Origin of the sequence: Micrococcus sp. IITD107, assembly GCF_041927415.1 — a bacterium.
Classification (GTDB): Bacteria; Actinomycetota; Actinomycetes; order Actinomycetales; family Micrococcaceae; genus Citricoccus; species Citricoccus terreus.
On sequence record NZ_JBHFFN010000001.1, the window covers coordinates 64,241 to 83,210 of the forward strand.

Consider the following 18,970-nt stretch of genomic DNA (forward strand, 5'->3'; position numbering starts at 1 on the left):
CCGCACCACCCCCACTCCGGTCCGCCGTCCACGCGTAGGATGGACGGCGACCCAGTCCCGATCAGGTCAGGAGATCTCTGTGCCCGTCAGCCTCGGCATGCCCGCCGCCCCGCCGCCCGTGTTGGCCCCGCGCCGCAAGACCCGGCAGATCAAGGTGGGAAGTGTCGGCGTGGGCTCGGACCACCAGGTCTCGGTGCAGTCCATGACCACCACGCAGACCACGGACATCAATTCCACGCTGCAGCAGATCGCCGAGCTCACCGCCGCCGGCTGTGACATCGTGCGCGTGGCCTGCCCCACCCAGGACGATGCCGACGCACTGCCGATCATCGCCAAGAAGTCCCAGATCCCGGTGATCGCGGACATCCACTTCCAGCCCAAGTACGTCTTCGCGGCCATCGACGCCGGCTGTGCCGCCGTGCGCGTGAACCCGGGCAACATCAAGAAGTTCGACGACAAGGTCGCCGAGATCGCCCGCGCCGCCAACGACGCCGGCACCTCCATCCGGATCGGCGTCAACGCCGGCTCGCTGGACCGCCGCCTGCTGGAGAAGTACGGCAAGGCCACCCCGGAGGCCCTGGTGGAGTCCGCGGTCTGGGAGGCCTCCCTGTTCGAGGAGCACGGCTTCCGGGACTTCAAGATCTCCGTCAAGCACAACGACCCCGTGGTCATGGTCCGCGCCTACGAGCTGCTGGCCGAACGCGGCGACTGGCCCCTGCACCTGGGCGTCACCGAGGCCGGACCGGCGTTCCAGGGCACCATCAAGTCCGCCACGGCCTTCGGCGCCCTGCTCTCCCAGGGGATCGGCGACACCATCCGGGTCTCCCTGTCCGCGCCCCCCGTGGAGGAGGTCAAGGTCGGTCTGCAGATCCTGCAGTCGCTGAACCTGCGTGAGCGCAAGCTCGAGATCGTCTCCTGCCCCTCCTGTGGCCGCGCCCAGGTGGACGTGTACACCCTGGCCGAGGAGGTCACCGAGGGGCTCAAGGACCTGACCGTGCCGCTGCGCGTGGCCGTGATGGGCTGTGTGGTCAACGGGCCCGGCGAGGCCCGCGAGGCCGACCTCGGGGTGGCCTCCGGCAACGGCAAGGGTCAGATCTTCGTGAAGGGCGAGGTCATCAAGACGGTCCCCGAGGACCAGATCGTGGAGACTCTCCTGCAGGAGGCACGGCGGATCGCCGCCGAGTCCGGCATCGAGGAGGGCGCTGATGGACAGGATCCTGCCCAGGGGTCTCCCGTGGTCACGGTCAGCTGACGACTCCGTCCGCCGCGCCACGGGCGGCCTCGTCCGCATCCTGACAGACGAGGACACCCCCGCGCTCCAGGCGCTCGCCGCGCAGGACCCGGTGGCCAACTGCTTCGTCGAGTCCCTGCTGCAGGGCGGTCGCCTGGCCGGGACCCGGCAGTCCGGTTCTCTCTTCCTGGGTGTGGACGCGCCCCACGGACAGGCGGGCCCGACGACGGCCGGAGGCTCCGGCGGGAGCCTCACCGCGGCCTGTTGGGCCGGCTCCAATGTGGTGCCGGTCGGAGCGGACCGGGGGATCGGGGCCTTGTTCGGACAGGCCCTGTTGCCGCTGCGACGCCGCTTCGCCTCCGTGTACGGTCCCCAGGAGGCTGTGCGGGGGATCTGGTCGGAGCTGTCCGCCGGCCATCAGCGTGCCCGGGACGTGCGGGACGAGCAGCCCCTGATGGTGATCGAGGGCGACCCCCAGGTCCCACCTCACCCCGAGGTGCGTCCCACCCGCCCGGAGGAGTTCTCCGCCCTGCTGCCGGCCGCCGCGGCCATGTTCGAGGAGGAGCTGGGGTTCTCACCCCTGCTCAACGGCGCGGTCCAGTACCGGCTGCGGCTCGAGGAGCTGATCCAGCGCGGGCACTCCGTGGTGCTCACCGCCCCGGACGGACGGATCCGCTTCAAGGCGGACCTGGGCGTGGTCTCCCGGGACTGCACCCAGATCCAGGGGGTCTGGGTCCACCCGGCCGAACGAGGACGGGGGCTGGCCGCCCCGGCGATGGCCGCCGTCGTGCATCATGCCCGGACCGTGGCACCCCGGGTGAGCCTGTATGTCAACGCCTACAACACGCCCGCAGTGCGGACCTACGAGCGAGTGGGCTTCACCCGCGTCGGCACCTTCTCCACGATCCTGATGTAGCTGGCACGGATCCGGATCGGCCGCACCTGCGCCGGAGCGAGGTCCACGCCACTATGCTCGTGGTAGTCACCGGAGGGGCGGCACCCCGCCACTGTCCGGCGCCAGCGTCGATTCCCGCCACGAGAAAGAACGGCACCATGCCTCGCACCTTCACTCGGTCCCTGTCCGCCGCAGCCTCGATCGGCGTGCTCACCCTTGGACTGACCGCCTGCGGCGGGAACGGGGACGGAGGCGAGTCTGCCTCGCCCACCCCGGAGCGGACCTCGCCGGCCGCCACCTCCGCCGCTCCGTCGGCCACCGAGAGCGCCAGCCCCACGGAATCGACATCGGAGTCCGCACCGGCGTCGCAGTCGGCATCGGCATCCGGTGCCGAGGAGATCGAGCAGGCCATCCAGACGGTGATGGGTGAGGACGCCGACATCCTCACGTCCGCGCAGCTGCGCCAGGCCAACGAGCAGATGCAGGGCCTCACGGAGAACGTGACCATCACCCCTGCCGAATGCGGCACCGACCAGTCCGGGATGTCCTTCCCGGAGGACGCGGAGATGATCGGCGGCGTGGTCACCGACACCACGGATCCCGCGGCCCCGTCCAGCCAGGTCCTCTCCACGGTCACCTTCACTGACGCCGCCCAGGGGCAGGAGCTGCTGGACCAGGCCCGTGACTTCGCCCAGACCTGCTCCACCTTCACCGTGGAGATGGGCCAGGGCCTCAAGGCCACCTCGGAGGTCACCCTCGAGGAGGTCACTGCGGAGGACGCCGACGACGCGCTGGCCCACACCAGCACGATCGAGGTGGAGATGGAGGAGGCCACGCTGCCGCCGGGCGCCACCCAGAGCACCACCACCACGGTCTACGTCCTGAAGGACGACACCCTGTACCAGTACGTGCACGCCGGCCAGGCCGACAGCGCCGAGGTCCTGACCGAGGGGCAGACCACCATCGCGGAGCTGCGCGCCGAACTGGGACGCTGACCTGCAGCCGTCGGCACCGGCGGCACCTCTCATCTCCCTCCACCCCAGTACCAGAACCACCCGAAACGGAGTCCCCGTGCCCCTGCGCATGTCCACCCTCTTCCTCCGCACCCTCCGAGACGACCCCGCCGAGGCCGAGGTCGCCAGCCACCGGCTCCTGCTGCGCGCCGGCTACATCCGCCGGGCCGCGCCGGGCATCTACACCTGGCTGCCGCTGGGCCTGCGGGTGAAGGCCAAGGTCGAGCAGATCGTGCGTGAGGAGATGGACCGGATCGGCGGCCAGGAGGTCTACTTCCCGGCACTGCTGCCGCGTGAGCCCTACGAGGCCACCGGCCGCTGGGAGGAGTATGGAGACACCCTCTTCACCCTTCAGGACCGCAAGGAGGCCGACTACCTGCTGGCCCCCACGCACGAGGAGATGTTCACCCTGCTGGTCAAGGAGCACTACACCTCCTACAAGGACCTGCCCACCACGCTCTACCAGATCCAGACCAAGTACCGGGACGAGGCACGGCCCCGGGCCGGCCTGCTGCGCGGGCGCGAGTTCGTGATGAAGGACTCCTACTCCTTCTCGGTGGACGACGCCGGACTGGACCAGGCCTATGCCGACCACCGAGAGGCCTATCTGCGCATCTTCGAGCGGCTCAGCCTGGAGGTCGTGCCGGTGCAGGCCCAGGCCGGTGCCATGGGCGGGTCGAAGTCCGAGGAGTTCCTGCACCCCTCACCGATCGGTGAGGACACCTTCGTGGAGTCCGACGGCGGCTTCCGCGCCAATGTGGAGGCCGTCACCACGGTGCCCCCGGCCGCCCTGGACGAGGCGGCCATGGCCGCTCTGCCGGCAGCCGAGGTCAAGGACACCCCGGACTCCACCACGATCGCCACTCTGGTGGAGGTGGCGAACTCGCTGGCCCCTCGGACCGAGGGGGAGTGGACGGCCGCCGACACGCTCAAGTGCGTGGTGCTCACCGCGGTGCTCGACGGCGACGAGCGGCAGCAGTTCGTGGTGGCCGTGCCGGGGGACCGGGACGTGGACCTCAAGCGCCTGGAGGCCTCGATCGGAGAGGCACTGGGCGTGGTCGGCGAGCCGACGGTGGAGCAGGCCACCGAGGCGGACCTGAAGCGTCACCCGGGCCTGGTCAAGGGCTACATCGGCCCCGGAGAACTGGGCGGCCAGCCGGTGCTCGGCACGGAGTCGGCCACCGGGCTCCCCTTCTTCGTGGACCCCCGCATCGCCCCCGGCACGGCCTGGATCACCGGGGCGAACGAGCCCCAGCGTCACGTCTTCGGACTGGTGGCCGGACGCGACTTCAGCTGGGACGGCGTGGTCGAGGCCACCGTGGTGCGCGAGGGCGACCCCGCACCGGACGGTTCCGGTCCGCTGCATGCCCGCCGCGGCATCGAGATGGGCCACATCTTCCAGTTGGGCCGCAAGTACGCTCAAGCGCTGGACCTGAAGGTGCTGAACGAGAACGGCAAGCAGGTCGTGGTGACCATGGGCTCCTATGGCATCGGCGTCACGCGTGCGGTGGCCGCCGTGGCTGAGGCCTACCACGACGACCGTGGCCTGGTCTGGCCGCGGGCCCTGGCACCGGTGGACCTCCACCTGGTCGCCACCGGCAAGGGCGAGGAGATCCTGGCCGCAGCCGCCCAGCTGGCTGAGGACCTCGAGGCCCGCGGCCTGAGCGTGCTCCTGGACGACCGTCCCAAGGTCTCGGCCGGAGTGAAGTTCTCCGATGCGGAGCTGATCGGCGCACCCACCATCGTGGTGGTCGGTCGAGGGCTTGCGGAGGGGAAGATCGAGGTCAAGGACCGGGCCACCGGCCAGGCCGAGGAGATCGCCCTGAACGAGGCCGTGGACCACCTGCTCACCGCGGTGCGCGGCTGAGGTGACCGGCCTCGAGGACATCGCCGTCGCGACCATCGTCATGGTCGTGCTGGCGGGCCTGGCGGCCGGCTGGGTGGATGCCGTGGTCGGCGGCGGGGGACTGCTGCAGCTGCCGGTGCTGCTCATGGTGCCCGGCATCACCCCGGTGCAGGCGCTGGCCACCAACAAGATGGGATCCGTCTTCGGCACGGCCACCAGCACCATCACGTACTACCGGCGGGTCGGTCCGGATCTGAGGACGGCCATCCCCATGGCGGTGGTGGCTCTCTGCGGCAGCTTCGGCGGGGCGATCGTGGCCACGCTGCTGCCCGCCGCCGTGATCAAGCCCGTGATCGTGCTGGCACTGATCGGGGTGGCTGTGTTCACTGCCGCGCGGCCCCAGCTCGGCCGTGCGGCGGCCCTGCGCTTCACCGGTCAGCGGCACCTGCTCACGGCCCTGGCGATCGGTCTGATCATCGGCTTCTATGACGGTGTGCTGGGACCGGGCACGGGCACGTTCCTGGTGATCAGCCTGGTGGCCATGCTCGGCTACGACTTCCTGCAGGCCTCGGCCAAGGCCAAGATCGTCAACCTGGCCACGAACCTGGGAGCCATCGCCTTCTTCCTGCCCTCCGGACACATCCTCGTGGGGCTGGGGCTCATCCTGGGCCTGTCCAACATGGTCGGCGGGTACCTGGGAGCCCGGATGGCGGTCCGGCAGGGAGCCGGATTCATCCGGATCGTGTTCCTCTGCGTGGTCTCGGTGCTGATCGCCAAGCTGGGCTGGGACCTGTTCGTCGAGTGGACCGCCTGAGTCGGGCCCTGACCCACTAGGCTGGATCAGCCTGATCGCCCACTCGTCTCGGAGGACCACGATGACCACCACCCCGTCCAGCCTGCAGGAGATCATCGCGCCCGCGGTCGAGAGCTCGGGCCTGGTGCTCGAGGAGTGTGGACTGACCGGCGAGGGCGACCATCGGACCCTGCACGTGGTGGTGGACCGGTCGGAGGGGACCGAGGGGCTGGACCTGGACACGGTCTCCGCCGTGGCCACAGCGGTCTCGTCCGCGCTCGATGCGGCCGGCGACGACCTGCCGGAGCTGGGCAGGTCTCCCTACCAGCTGGAGGTATCGTCCCCGGGCGTCTCGCGTCCGCTCACCGATCCGCGCCACTGGCGGCGCAACGTGGGCCGGACGGTGAGTGTCTCCGTGGACGGAGCGGACCCGATCACCGCACGGGTGGTCGAGGCCGATGCGGACTCCGTGGTGCTGGCTCCGGTGCGCCCCGGCGCCAAGAAGGGCATGCCGGCCAAGGAGGGCGCCCCCGAGCGCCTGCCCTTCTCCCGACTGGGGGCAGGGACGATCCAGGTAGAGTTGACCCACGGCGCGCCCGCCCACCAGGACGGGGACGCGCAGCATGGGCGGCATCCGCAGGATGCCGCTGACGACGTTTCGGACACGGAGGCCTGAGTTGGACATCGACATGAGCGCCCTGCGGATGCTGGAGAAGGAGCGCGAGATCCCTCTCGAGAAGCTCATCCCCACCATCGAGCAGGCCCTGGTGGTGGCCTACCACAAGTCTCCGGGCGCCCTGCCCCAGGCGCGCGCCGAGCTGGACCGCAAGAGTGGACACGTGACCATCTGGGCCACGGAGACCGATGAGGACGGCCAGGCCATCGGTGAGTTCGACGACACGCCCAACGGCTTCGGCCGGATCGCGGCCTCGACCGCGCGTCAGATCATCCTCCAGCGCCTGCGCGACGCCGAGGACGACCAGATCCTGGGCGAGTTCAAGGGCAAGGAGGGCGAGCTGATCTCCGGCGTCATCCAGCAGGGCACCAACCCGTACATGATCCAGGTCAACCTGGGATCGGTGGAGGCGGTGCTGCCGCCGCCGGAGCAGGTCCCCGGTGAGGACTACGGGCACGGCCGCCGACTGCGCGCGTACGTCACCGATGTCCACCGCGGGCTCAAGGGCCCCTCTATCACCCTGTCCCGCTCCCACCCCGGTCTCGTCCGCAAGCTGTTCGAGCTGGAGGTCCCGGAGATCGCCGACGGCTCGGTCGAGATCGTCTCCCTGGCCCGTGAGGCCGGGCATCGCACCAAGATGGCGGTGCGTGCCACGCGGTCCGGCGTGAACGCCAAGGGTGCCTGCATCGGCGAGATGGGCTCCCGTGTCCGGGCCGTGATGAGCGAGCTGAACGACGAGAAGATCGACATCGTCGAGCACTCTGAGGACCCTGCCGCCTTCATCGGACACGCGCTGTCCCCCTCCAAGGTGTCGAGCGTCACCGTGGTGGACGAGGCCACTCGTTCGGCCCGCGTGGTCGTGCCCGAGCATCAGCTCTCGCTGGCCATCGGCAAGGAGGGGCAGAACGCCCGCCTGGCCGCCAAGCTGACCGGCTGGCGCATCGACATCACCGGAGACGGCGCGTCTGCCCAGTGAGGGGTTGAGCCCCCTCCACAGGGCCGAGAAGCGACGACTCGGCGTGGAAGCGGCTAGACTGCTGTGGATCCCTGCACGACACATCCCCTGCACAGGACGGTCCATGCCGACTCATTCAGTTCCGACTGAAGGGTCAGCACCCCTCCGCACCTGCATCGGATGCCGTCGCCGCGAGGATCAGAACCTGCTGGTGCGTCTGGCGCTGGACCCGAGCACGGAGACCCGATCCGTGACCGTGGACCTGCGCCGTCGACTCCCTGGCCGTGGTGCCTGGCTGCACCCTGCCACTGACTGCCTGCAGGTCGCGTTGAGGCGTCGAGCCTTCCACCGGGCCTTCCGAGGTCCCGTGGAGACCGACTCCCTGACCGACCTGTTCGAGCAGACGGTGACGAGTGCACCGCCCATGACCGCCGAGGAGCAGGACACACCGGCGTTGACGACCGACAACGAAAGCGGGTCAGAGATCTGATGGAAACCCGATGAGCACCAAGCGATGAGTGCCAGACGATGAACATCACCCCCAGCTCGACCATCGGTCGCGCAGTGCAGCCCGTCAGGGGCCTGCTGGCGACCGGAGCACACACCCAACGGTCCACCGCCGCGGTCGGCAGGAGCTAGACGCTCCAGCCACGGCCCCGGTTCGGACCAGAACAGGAGAACCGTGGCCAAGGTCCGCGTCCATGAGCTCGCCAAGGAGCTCGGCATCACCTCCAAAGAGGCCCTGAACAAGCTTCAGGAGATGGGCGAATTCGTTCGCTCCGCCTCATCCACCATCGAGCCCCCGGTGGTCAAGAAGCTGCGCTCCGCCTATGCGGACGCAGCCCCGAAGAAGTCTGCAGAGTCCAGCACCGCGGCACCGGCCCCGAAGAAGCCCGCACCGGCCAGCCCGGCCAAGCCCGGAGCACCGGTGCCCGGCCCCCAGCCGACTGCCGAGAAGAAGCAGACGCCTGCCGCTGAGGCGGCTCCGGCCCCGGAGCAGTCCGCCCCTGCGCCCCAGCCCGAGAAACCGGCGGCCCCGCAGGCCCCTGCCTCCCAGGCGCCCACGCCCGGCCCGGCCGCACCCAAGGCGCCGACCGCACGCCCCGGTGCCCCGCGCCCCGGGAACAACCCCTTCACCTCGAAGCAGTCTGCACGGGACGAGCGTCCGGGGGGACCTCGCCCGGGTGGACCACGCCCCGGCGGCCCCCGTCCGGGCAACAACCCGTTCGCACCCAAGCAGGGCATGCGCTCGGGCCGTCCTGACGAGCGTCCCGGAGGACCGCGTCCCGGTGCCCCTCGTCCTGGTGCACCTCGTCCCGCCGGTGCGGGAGCACCCACTCCCGGCGGTGCCCGCCCCAGCCCGAACATGATGCCGGGACACATCACCCGGCCGGCCCCGGCCGGTGCTCGTCCCGGAGGCGGCCGTGGCCGTCCCGGTGGCGGACCCGGTGCAGGGACCGGTGGGCCTGCCGGCGGCGGCCCTCGTGGCGGTCGTGGCGGCCGCGGCGGCACCCAGGGTGCCTTCGGTCGTGGCGGCGGACCGCGTGGCAAGCAGCGCAAGTCCAAGCGCGCCAAGCGCCAGGAGCTGGAGCAGCAGACACGCGAGATCGGCGGCGTCAAGGTCCCCAAGGGCGACGGCACCGTGGTGCGTCTGCGCCGTGGCTCCTCGCTCTCCGACCTGGCCGAGAAGATCAATGCCAACGCGGCTGCGCTGGTGACCGTGCTGTTCCAGCTCGGTGAGATGGCCAACGCCAACCAGTCCCTGGACGAGGACACCTTCGCGGTGCTCGCCGAGGAGCTCGGCTACAAGATCGAGATCGTGTCCCCGGAGGACGAGGACAAGGAGCTGCTGGAGACCTTCGACATCGACCTGGAGGCCGAGCTGGCCGACGAGTCGAGCGAGGACCTCGAGAAGCGTCCGGCCGTCGTGACCGTGATGGGTCACGTCGACCACGGCAAGACCCGTCTGCTGGATGCCATCCGCTCCACCAACGTGATCGAGGGCGAGGCCGGCGGCATCACCCAGCACATCGGTGCCTACCAGGTGCCGTTCGAGCATGACGGCCGTGAGCGTCGCCTCACCTTCATCGACACCCCGGGTCACGAGGCGTTCACCGCCATGCGTGCCCGTGGTGCCAAGGTGACGGACATCGCCGTGCTGGTGGTCGCCGCGGACGACGGCGTCATGCCGCAGACCGTCGAGGCGCTGAACCACGCCCAGGCGGCCAATGTGCCGATCGTGGTGGCCGTGAACAAGATCGACAAGGACGAGGCGTCCCCGGACAAGATCCGTGGACAGCTCACCGAGTACGGTCTGGTGCCCGAGGAGTATGGCGGCGACACCATGTTCGTGGACGTCTCGGCCCGCAACAACCTGAACATCGATCAGCTGCTGGAGGCCGTCCTGCTGACCGCGGACGCCGCCCTGGAGCTGACGGCGAACCCGGACAAGGACGCACGCGGTGTGGCCATCGAGGCCAACCTGGACAAGGGCCGCGGCGCCGTGGCCACCGTCCTGGTGCAGTCCGGCACCCTGCGGATCGGTGACAACATGGTCGCCGGCACCGCCTACGGCCGTGTGCGCGCCATGTTCGATGAGAACGGTGATGCCGTGGAGGAGGCGACCCCGTCTCGTCCGGTGCAGGTCCTGGGCCTGTCCAGCGTCCCGCGGGCCGGCGACACCTTCCTGGTCACCGAGGATGACCGCACGGCTCGCCAGATCGCTGAGAAGCGTGAGGCCGCCGAGCGCAACGCCACCCTGGCCAAGCGCCGCAAGCGGATCACCCTGGAGGACTTCGACCAGGCTGTGGCCGAGGGCAAGATCGACACCCTCAACCTCATCATCAAGGGCGATGTGTCCGGTGCCGTGGAGGCACTGGAGGACTCGCTGCTGAAGATCGAGGTCGGCGACGACGTGCAGCTGCGCGTCATCCACCGCGGTGTCGGCGCCATCACCCAGAACGACGTCAACCTCGCCACCGTGGACAACGCCATCATCATCGGCTTCAACGTCCGCCCGGCTGAGCGCGTGGCAGATCTGGCCGACAAGGAGGGCGTGGACATGCGCTTCTACTCGGTCATCTATGCCGCGATCGACGACATCGAGGCCGCTCTGAAGGGCATGCTCAAGCCCGAGTACGAAGAGGTCCAGCTGGGTTCGGCCGAGGTCCGCGAGGTCTTCCGCTCCTCCAAGTGGGGCAGCATCGCCGGTTCGCTGGTGCGCACCGGTCTCATCCGCCGCAATGCCTCCGCCCGTCTGGTGCGGGACGGCAACGTGGTGGCCGAGAACCTCAAGATCGAGTCGCTGCGCCGCTTCAAGGACGACGCCACCGAGGTCCGCGAGGGCTACGAGTGTGGCATCGGCCTGGGCTCCTTCAACGACATCAAGGAAGGCGACGTCATCGAGACCTTCGAGATGCAGGAGAAGCCGCGGGTCTGACCCGCTGGAGCATCAGCACACATCACCCCATCGACGAAAGGAAGGTGCACCATGGCAGATCCGGCACGCGCGGCCCGGCTCGCGCAGCGGATCAAGGTGCTGGTCGCCGAAGCCCTGCGCAAGCGGGTCAAGGACGACCGGGTGGAGGCCGTGACCGTCACCGAGGTGCGGGTCACCAACGACCTCCAGCACGCCACTGTGTACTACACCGTGTTCGGTGACGACGCCGCGGTGGACGGCGCCCGGGAGGCCCTGGAGGCCAACCGCGGCGCCATCCGCCACGAGGTCGGTCGGAACCTGACCATCCGGTTGGTCCCCACCCTCGAGTTCGTGCCGGACACCGTTCCGGAGACCGCCTCGCATCTGGAGGAGGTCCTGCGCCAGACCAAGGAGCGGGACGCCGAGGTCGCTCGACTGCGCGAAGGCGCCGCCTTCGCCGGCGAGGCCGACCCGTACCGGACGTCCGAGGAGGCCGCGGGGATCCCGTCCGCTCCGTCGGCGGCCGGGACGGACACCCATTGGTCCGACGGCGACGAGCGGCAGCGGTCCGCCGGCGCCGACCAGCGCGACGCCCATGCCGAGCCCACCTGGGAGCGCGCAGGCGACGACAGCTGGGACGAGGACCTGCCCCGGTGAGCCGGGAGCTGCCCCCTGGCGCTCCCGGCACCGAGTCCTCCGGGCTGGTCCTGGTGGACAAGCCGGCCGGCTGGACCTCCCACGACGTCGTCGGGAAGGTCCGCCGGCTGGCCGGCACCCGCAAGGTCGGCCACGCCGGAACCCTGGACCCCATGGCCACCGGCCTGCTGGTGGTGGGATTCAACAAGGCCACCCGTCTGCTGACGTCCATCACCGGTACGGCCAAGACCTACCTGGCCACGGTCCGGCTGGGCCAGACCACCACCACGGAGGACGCCGACGGCGAGATCCTCGTGGAGCGCCTGGCCAATGCGGTGACCGAACAGCGCGTGCTCGACGCCATCGCCGATCTGACCGGCCACATCCAGCAGGTGCCCTCGGCCGTCTCCGCCATCAAGGTGGAGGGGCGCCGAGCCTACGACCGCGTGCGCTCCGGCGAGGACGTGGTCCTGCCCTCTCGTCCCGTCACGATCCACCGCTTCGAGCTCACCGACTTCCGGCGCTCCGAGGACGGTCGGATCGTGGACCTGGACGTCACCGTGGAGTGCTCGTCCGGCACCTACATTCGGGCGCTGGCCCGGGATCTGGGCGAGGCCCTGGACACCGGAGCCCACCTGACGGCGCTGCGGCGCACCGCCGTGGGCCCGTTCCAGATCGCCGATGCAGTGACCGTGGATCAGCTGACCGAGCGGTTCACCGCCACGGAGCTCTCCGCTGCGGCCGCCGGTCTGTTCCCGGTCCGCAACCTCAGCCATGAGGAGGCCGTCGAACTCTCCTTCGGCCGCGCGATCGGTCCCACCGCAGAGCGCACTGACTGGTCTGTCGCTCCGGGCGAGGCCGAGGCCCCCCTGGTGGCCGCGCAGACACCGGAGGGAGCCGTCATCGCGCTCATCCAGGACGGTGTGCGGGCCGGGGAGCCGGTGGCCCGTCCGCAGATCGTCTTCGCCCCCTCCACCGGGCCCGGATCTCGAGCCGACACCTCACCGGAAGGAGCCCGCTGATGATCCTGGACGGCTGGTTCTGGGCCGGAACCGTCATCTGCGCCCTCTCGCTGATCATCTGCGTGGTCATGACCGTGATCCGCACCTTCCCGGACGATGCCTCGATCCTCTCGCTGGTCGCCGTCGAGCTCTTCCTGGTGGTCTACGGGATCAGCGCTGCGGTGCGCACCGCCGGGGGCGAGACCATGTCCGGCCCCGTCTGGGAGTTCTGGGGGTACGTGGCCACGGCACTGATCATCGCGCCGATCGCCTTCTTCTGGGCGGTGACGGACAAGACCCGCTGGTCCAACCTCGTCATGGGCGCCGTGGGACCCACGGTGTTCGTGATGCTCCACAGAATGCAGGTGCTGTTCCATGGCTGAACCCGTGAAGCGCAATCAGGGACTGGGACGGATCCTGGTGATGGTCTACGCGGTGTTCGCCCTCTCGGCGTTCGCCCGGTCTCTGTTCCAGATCCTGACCGACTTCTCCAGCGCGCCCCTGGCCTACCTGCTCTCGGCCTTCGCCGCGGCCGTCTACATCGTGGCCACGTTCTCCCTGGCCCGCTCTGGACGCACCGCCTGGCACGTGTCCCTGGTGGCGGTGCTGATCGAACTGGTCGGCGTCCTGGGCGTCGGGCTGTGGACGGTGCTGGACCCGGGTCTGTTCGCGGAGGAGACCGTGTGGGGTCACTTCGGTGCAGGCTACGGCTACGTCCCGGCCGTGCTGCCGGTGATCGGCCTGGCCTGGCTGCTCACGCACCGCCCCGCCCCCACGCGCTGAGGGGCGACGGGGCCGTAGCGGGCGCAGGCCACCAGCCGACCACCGGCTCAGGCCGCACCGCTCCGCTCAGCGGCGGCCACCCAGCAGACCGCCCAGGATGGAGCCCAGGTCCAGCTGACCGCCCTGGGGCGCCTGCACCGGCGGGACATCCTTCGCTCCGCCGCCCAGGATGCCCCCGAGCAGATCACCGAGACCGCCGCCGGCCAACCCGCCCAGACCGCCGGGCGCCGGCGACTGAGCCGGGCCACCCGCGGCTCCACCCGGCTGGGCCCCCTTGATCAGGTCCTCCACGAGCCCGCCGAGACCACCGGATGCCTGCCCCTGATCGGAGGGGGCGCTCTGGCCCGGTGCACCCGCGCCACCGCGGTTCATCACCTGATCGGCCAGCCAGGCCAGCACGAAGGGCGCCACGATCGGCAGGACCTTCTTCACCAGGGCGCCCAGATCGATGCCGGCCGGCCCGGCGGCGCTGAGCTGCTGGGCCAGCGGCTCGGTGTTCTGTCCGAGGGCATGCTGGACGATCTTCTGACCATCGGCCTCGTCCACGCGCTGCAGGTCCGGGACGTCACCGAACTGGCCCTGGTGCTGCCCGAGAGCCCCGAGCAGAGACTGCGCGCCCTGAGGGGAGCTCGCATTGGACTGCATGCCGGCCACCAGGGAGGGCACTGCGGCCTGGACGGCTGCCAGAGCGGACTGCTGGTCCGTCCCCAGGCGCTGGGCGATCTGATCGATCGGCAGGCGGGAGATGAGGTCGTTGATCTGCGGGTTCGCCATGAGTGCCTCCTGTGCAGCGGCGGTCGGAACCGGCCGGTGGGCCGGGCTGGCACCAGAGTAGGCTCTCGCCACGGAGATGCACAGCAGGCCGCACACCCAGGAACGGGTCCCTGGACAGACCGCGGATGAGTGAGTGTCCGCGAGAGTGGATAATGGTCGGTGGCAGTGACCGGCCCCACCGGCCGGCGACCTCGAGACGAAGAAGGACCTCCGTGCACTACTGGGATGGACTGGCCGCCGTGCCGCAGGACCTGGGTCCCACGGTGGTGACCATCGGCAACTTCGACGGTGTGCACCGCGGGCACCGGCACGTCCTGGACCAGGTCGTCGCGGCCGCCCGCTCCCGTGAGCTGACCTCGGTCGCCATCACCTTCGATCCCCACCCCGCCGTGGTGCACCGTCCGCTCGAGCGGCACGAGTCCATCACGGCCTTCGGGGAGAAGTCGCGTCTGCTGGCCGACACCGGCCTCGACGGGCTGGTCGTCCTCCACTACACCCTGGAGTTCGCCCAGGCGACTCCGGAGGAGTTCGTGCGCTCGGTGATCGTGGACGCTCTGCATGCGGCGGTGGTGGTGGTGGGCCACGACGTCCGCTTCGGCCGGCACAACTCCGGAGACTTCGCCACCATGCAGCGGCTGGGCGCCGAATACGGCTTCGAGGTGATCGCCGTCGAGGACTTCGGTGAGGACCGGAGGTGCTCCTCGACCTGGATCCGCGATGCCCTGCGCGCCGGCGACGTGGCCGAGGCCGCTCAGGTGCTGGGGCGGAACCACCAGGTCCACGGGGAGGTGGTCCACGGCTTCGCCCGGGGGCGTGAACTGGGCTTCCCCACGGCCAACCTCTCCGACGAGGTCCAGGGCATGGTCCCTGCCGACGGCGTGTACGCCGGGTGGCTGCATGACGAGTCCGGTCGGCGCTGGCCCGCAGCGGTGTCGGTCGGCTCCAACCCCACCTTCGAGGGGGTGGCCCGTGTGGTGGAGGCCCACGTGATCGACCGTCCGCAGGAGCAGGTCGAGGACTTCGACCTCTACGGCCAGCAGGTCGCTGTGGAGTTCGTCCAGCGCCTGCGCGGCATGGTGGCCTTCGAGGGGATCGCCAAGCTGATCGAGCAGATGGACGATGACGTGGCGCGTACCCGTCAGATCCTTCTGGGCGCCGAGTCCGCAGTCCAGGCGGATCCGGCCAGCCGGGGCTGAGCCCCGGTGGACAGGCCAGAGCACGACGACGGCCCCGCGGCTCCCAGCACCGCGCACCCTGCGGTGCCGCCCCGGCCACAGGGCGGTCCCCGACTCACCGCGGACTCCCGCCGCCGGCTCGCTGAGGCGTTCCGGACCTCCGGCCAGCGCTACGACGCGATCAGGCCCTCCTATCCGGCCGCCGTCGTGCCCTTCCTGTGTCCTGACGGGGCACGGACCGCCGTGGACGTGGGAGCCGGCACCGGGCTGTTCACCCGGATGCTGGTGGACCACGGGCTGCAGGTCACGGCGGTGGACCCCTCCGTGAGCATGCTCGAGGTGCTGGCGCGAGCGCTGCCTGCGGTGCGCGTGGTGGAGGGCACGGGGGAGTCGACCGGTCTGCCGGAGGGCTGTGCGGACCTGGTGACCGTGGCTCAGGCCTGGCACTGGATCGATCCGATGGCCGGGACCGCTGAGGCGCGGCGCCTGCTGCGCCGGGACAGGGGAGTGCTGGGGATCGTGGCCAACCAGTTGGACACCTCGGTGCCCTGGGTGCACCGGCTGACCCGGATCATGCATGCCGGAGACGTGCATCCACCCCAGCGGCCTCCGCTGCTCGGTGACGGATTCGGGGATTCCGAGGGCCAGTGGTGGCAGTGGACCCAGCCGATGACGCCCTCCGGCATGCACGAGCTGATGGCCTCCCGGTCCTACCATCTGCGGGCGTCCGCGGCCGTGCGCGAGCGGATGCGGGCCAATCTGGACTGGTACCTGCACGAGCACCTGGGACATGCCCAGGATGCGGTGATCGAACTGCCCTACATCACCAGTGCCTGGCGCATGGAGCGGTCCTGATACAGTGGAGGGTTGGCGCCCGCTGCAGTCCGCGGTGGCAGGGCGCCGGTCGGCTCTGGCCGATCACCCTGATCGCGGTACAACTCGCAAGGAGTTAAGCGTGGCACTGGACCCCGCCGTCAAGCAGGACATCATCAAGGAGTACGCCACTCACGAGGGCGACACCGGTTCCCCCGAGGTGCAGATCGCAGTGCTCTCCCGTCGGATCTCCGATCTGACCGAGCACCTGAAGATGCACAAGCATGACCACCACACCCGCCGCGGCCTGATGGCCCTGGTCGGTCGTCGTCGGCGCATGCTGGGCTACCTGCAGAACACCGACATCGAGCGCTACCGCTCGCTGATCGAGCGTCTCGGCCTGCGCCGCTGACGCAGCAGAGGCGGCGTGTCCCCGGGTTTTCCCCCGATGGGCCGCCGCCTCTACTCTTGTCAGGGGAGGACCGCATCGGTTCTGCCCGCCTGAGGACCACCTCAGGATCACCTGAAACAACCACAGATGCCCGCCAGGAGCCGTTCCATTCGCGGTCCTCGACAGTGGCTTCCGGAACTCCGCGCCGCGCCGACCCTCGAGTCGGTCCGGCCCGAGGTCCGGGGGCTTCGATCGAAGACCGGGTGGTGGCTGCGGCGGGCCGGATGAAAGGACACCCACCCATGGAGGGTCCCGAGATCAAGTTCGCCGAAGCCGTCATCGACAACGGCTCCTACGGCAAGCGCACTGTCCGCTTCGAGACGGGCCGCCTGGCCCAGCAGGCCGCCGGCGCGGCCATGGTCTACATCGACGAGGAGACGTCGATGCTGTCCGCCACCACGGTGGGCAAGTCCCCGCGTGAAGGCTTCGACTTCTTCCCCCTGACCGTGGACGTGGAGGAGCGGATGTACGCCGCCGGCCGCATCCCCGGCTCCTTCTTCCGCCGTGAGGGTCGTCCCTCCACGGACGCCATCCTCACCTGCCGCCTGATCGACCGTCCGCTGCGCCCGGCCTTCGCCAAGGGCATCCGCAACGAGGTCCAGGTCGTGGTGACCGTGACCTCGATCGCCCCGGACGAGATCTACGACACCGTGGCCATCAACGCCGCGTCCATGTCCACCCAGCTCTCCGGTCTGCCGTTCTCCGGCCCGATCGGCGGCGTGCGCATGGCCCTGATCGACGACGGCGCCGGCAACCGTCAGTGGGTGGCCTTCCCCAAGCACTCCCAGCTCAAGGACGCCGTGTTCAACATGGCCGTCGCCGGCCGGGTCGCCGGGGATGACATCGCCGTGATGATGGTCGAGGCCGAGGCCACTCCGGACGTGTGGACCCTGGTCAAGGAGCAGGGCGCCTCGGCTCCCACCGAAGAGGTCGTGGCCGAGGGCCTGGAGGCCGCCAAGCCCTTCATCAAGGCCCTGTGCGAGGCCCAGGCAGACCTGGCCCAGCGCACCGCCAAGGCACCGGTGGACGTGCCCCGCTTCAACGACTACGAGGACGATGTCTTCCAGGCCGTCGAGCAGCACGCCACCGCCCGCCTGACCGAGATCTTCTCGATCGGGGACAAGCAGGAGCGCGAGACCGCTTCGGACGCCTACCACCAGGAGGTCCTGGAGGCACTGGCCGGCGAAGGCACCCAGTTCGAGGACCGTCGCGGCGAGGTCGCCAAGGCCTACGGCGCCGTGACCAAGAAGGTCGTGCGCCAGCGCATCCTCACCGAGCAGGTCCGCATCGACGGCCGTGGTCTGACGGACATCCGCAAGCTGACCGCCGAGGTCGAGGTCCTGCCGCGCGTGCACGGTTCGGCCATCTTCGAGCGTGGCGAGACCCAGATCATGGGTGTCACCACCCTGAACATGCTCAAGATGGAGCAGCAGATCGACTCGCTGGCACCGGAGACCTCCAAGCGGTACCTGCATCACTACAACTTCCCGCCGTACTCCACCGGCGAGACCGGCCGCGTGGGCTCGCCCAAGCGCCGCGAGATCGGCCACGGCGCCCTCGCCGAGCGCGCCATCGTGCCGGTGCTGCCCTCCCGCGAGGAGTTCCCCTACGCCATCCGTCAGGTCTCGGAGGCCCTGGGCTCCAACGGCTCGACCTCCATGGGCTCGGTCTGCGCCTCGACCCTCTCGCTGTTCAACGCCGGTGTGCCGTTGCGCGCCCCGGTGGCGGGCATCGCCATGGGCCTGGTCTCGGACACCGTGGACGGTCAGACCCGATACGCGGCCCTGACCGACATCCTGGGCGCCGAGGATGCCTTCGGCGACATGGACTTCAAGGTCGCCGGCACCTCCGAGTTCGTCACCGCCATCCAGCTGGACACCAAGCTGGACGGCATCCCGGCCTCCGTGCTGGCCGCCGCGCTGACCCAGGCCCGTGAGGCCCGCCTGCACATCCTGGGCGTCATCAACGCCGCGATCGACGGACCGGACGAGATGAGCCCGTTCGCCCCGCGGATCATCTCGGTGAAGATCCCCGTGGACAAGATCGGCGAGGTCATCGGCCCCAAGGGCAAGATGATCAACCAGATCCAGGAGGACACCGGCGCGGACATCTCCATCGAGGACGACGGCACCGTGCTGATCGGCGCCACCGAGGGCACCGCCGCCGAGGCCGCCCGCTCGGCGATCAACGCCATCGCCAACCCGCAGGTCCCCGAGGTCGGCGAGCGCTACCTCGGCACCGTGGTGAAGCTGACCACCTTCGGCGCCTTCGTCTCCCTGACGCCGGGCAAGGACGGTCTGCTGCACATCTCCGAGCTGCGCAAGATCAATGACGGCAAGCGCGTGGAGGACGTCGAGGACGTCGTCGGCGTGGGCCAGAAGATCCAGGTGGAGATCACCAAGGTGGACGACCGCGGCAAGCTCTCCCTGGCCCCCGTGGTCGAGGAGACCGAGTCCGGCGAGGGCAACGAGTCCGCTGAGGGCTCCGCCACCGAGCAGGACGCCTGATCC

18 protein-coding genes are annotated in these 18,970 nt (G+C 69.9%); 17 read left to right on the forward strand and 1 reads right to left on the reverse strand.

The window, feature by feature from the left end; genetic code table 11:
• Window positions 1–97 precede the first annotated feature (97 nt).
• From ispG to ACEXHE_RS00375, 13 genes are all read left to right on the forward strand, one after another.
• Window positions 98–1,252 (forward strand): flavodoxin-dependent (E)-4-hydroxy-3-methylbut-2-enyl-diphosphate synthase, encoded by a 1,155-nt coding sequence (ispG, locus tag ACEXHE_RS00315; RefSeq protein ID WP_091695417.1) that lies wholly within the window; start codon window positions 98–100, stop codon window positions 1,250–1,252.
• Window positions 1,206–2,147: a GNAT family N-acetyltransferase gene (locus ACEXHE_RS00320; protein ID WP_374784329.1), complete on the forward strand. Its 942-nt coding sequence runs from the start codon at window positions 1,206–1,208 to the stop codon at window positions 2,145–2,147. The genes ispG and ACEXHE_RS00320 overlap by 47 nt, the downstream gene beginning before the upstream one ends.
• A gap of 137 nt (window positions 2,148–2,284) precedes the next feature.
• A complete protein-coding gene (locus ACEXHE_RS00325) occupies window positions 2,285–3,121 on the forward strand; it encodes a hypothetical protein (RefSeq protein ID WP_374784330.1) in 837 nt (278 codons plus the stop codon).
• Window positions 3,122–3,197: 76 nt separating this feature from the next.
• Window positions 3,198–5,006 (forward strand): proline--tRNA ligase, encoded by a 1,809-nt coding sequence (locus ACEXHE_RS00330; RefSeq protein WP_374784331.1) that lies wholly within the window; start codon window positions 3,198–3,200, stop codon window positions 5,004–5,006.
• A gap of 40 nt (window positions 5,007–5,046) precedes the next feature.
• Window positions 5,047–5,799 carry a TSUP family transporter gene (locus ACEXHE_RS00335; protein WP_091695413.1) on the forward strand — a complete coding sequence of 251 codons (753 nt, stop codon included), beginning with the start codon at window positions 5,047–5,049 and terminating at the stop codon, window positions 5,797–5,799.
• Between the two features lie 61 nt (window positions 5,800–5,860).
• Window positions 5,861–6,454 carry a ribosome maturation factor RimP gene (rimP, locus tag ACEXHE_RS00340; RefSeq protein ID WP_091695071.1) on the forward strand — a complete coding sequence of 198 codons (594 nt, stop codon included), beginning with the start codon at window positions 5,861–5,863 and terminating at the stop codon, window positions 6,452–6,454.
• Window position 6,455: 1 nt separating this feature from the next.
• On the forward strand, window positions 6,456–7,430 hold the full coding sequence (nusA, locus tag ACEXHE_RS00345) for a transcription termination factor NusA (protein ID WP_285179481.1): 975 nt from the start codon (window positions 6,456–6,458) through the stop codon (window positions 7,428–7,430).
• 103 nt (window positions 7,431–7,533) lie between these two features.
• Window positions 7,534–7,899 carry a YlxR family protein gene (locus ACEXHE_RS00350; RefSeq protein ID WP_091695065.1) on the forward strand — a complete coding sequence of 122 codons (366 nt, stop codon included), beginning with the start codon at window positions 7,534–7,536 and terminating at the stop codon, window positions 7,897–7,899.
• 192 nt (window positions 7,900–8,091) lie between these two features.
• Window positions 8,092–10,848, forward strand: a complete 2,757-nt coding sequence (infB, locus tag ACEXHE_RS00355) for a translation initiation factor IF-2 (protein ID WP_374784332.1) — start codon at window positions 8,092–8,094, stop codon at window positions 10,846–10,848.
• A gap of 51 nt (window positions 10,849–10,899) precedes the next feature.
• Window positions 10,900–11,484 carry a 30S ribosome-binding factor RbfA gene (gene rbfA, locus ACEXHE_RS00360; RefSeq protein ID WP_374784333.1) on the forward strand — a complete coding sequence of 195 codons (585 nt, stop codon included), beginning with the start codon at window positions 10,900–10,902 and terminating at the stop codon, window positions 11,482–11,484.
• Window positions 11,481–12,485, forward strand: coding sequence for a tRNA pseudouridine(55) synthase TruB (truB, locus tag ACEXHE_RS00365; protein WP_374784334.1), 1,005 nt, complete (start codon window positions 11,481–11,483; stop codon window positions 12,483–12,485). Before rbfA ends, truB begins: the two co-directional genes overlap by 4 nt.
• Window positions 12,485–12,847 (forward strand): hypothetical protein, encoded by a 363-nt coding sequence (locus ACEXHE_RS00370; RefSeq protein WP_374784335.1) that lies wholly within the window; start codon window positions 12,485–12,487, stop codon window positions 12,845–12,847. Before truB ends, ACEXHE_RS00370 begins: the two co-directional genes overlap by 1 nt.
• On the forward strand, window positions 12,840–13,247 hold the full coding sequence (locus ACEXHE_RS00375; RefSeq protein WP_356965754.1) for a hypothetical protein: 408 nt from the start codon (window positions 12,840–12,842) through the stop codon (window positions 13,245–13,247). The genes ACEXHE_RS00370 and ACEXHE_RS00375 overlap by 8 nt, the downstream gene beginning before the upstream one ends.
• 66 nt (window positions 13,248–13,313) lie before the next feature.
• Here ACEXHE_RS00375 and ACEXHE_RS00380 read toward each other — a convergent pair whose 3' ends face one another.
• A complete protein-coding gene (locus ACEXHE_RS00380) occupies window positions 13,314–14,021 on the reverse strand; it encodes a DUF937 domain-containing protein (protein WP_091695045.1) in 708 nt (235 codons plus the stop codon).
• 212 nt (window positions 14,022–14,233) lie between these two features.
• Here ACEXHE_RS00380 and ACEXHE_RS00385 point away from each other — a divergent pair, with 212 nt between their 5' ends.
• From ACEXHE_RS00385 to ACEXHE_RS00400, 4 genes are all read left to right on the forward strand, one after another.
• Window positions 14,234–15,217, forward strand: a complete 984-nt coding sequence (locus tag ACEXHE_RS00385) for a bifunctional riboflavin kinase/FAD synthetase (RefSeq protein WP_374784336.1) — start codon at window positions 14,234–14,236, stop codon at window positions 15,215–15,217.
• Between the two features lie 6 nt (window positions 15,218–15,223).
• On the forward strand, window positions 15,224–16,051 hold the full coding sequence (locus ACEXHE_RS00390; protein WP_374784337.1) for a class I SAM-dependent methyltransferase: 828 nt from the start codon (window positions 15,224–15,226) through the stop codon (window positions 16,049–16,051).
• Between the two features lie 100 nt (window positions 16,052–16,151).
• On the forward strand, window positions 16,152–16,421 hold the full coding sequence (gene rpsO / locus ACEXHE_RS00395) for a 30S ribosomal protein S15 (protein ID WP_091695035.1): 270 nt from the start codon (window positions 16,152–16,154) through the stop codon (window positions 16,419–16,421).
• 281 nt (window positions 16,422–16,702) lie between these two features.
• Complete coding sequence (locus tag ACEXHE_RS00400) at window positions 16,703–18,967, forward strand: polyribonucleotide nucleotidyltransferase (protein WP_260061028.1); 2,265 nt, start codon at window positions 16,703–16,705, stop codon at window positions 18,965–18,967.
• Window positions 18,968–18,970: the final 3 nt, after the last annotated feature.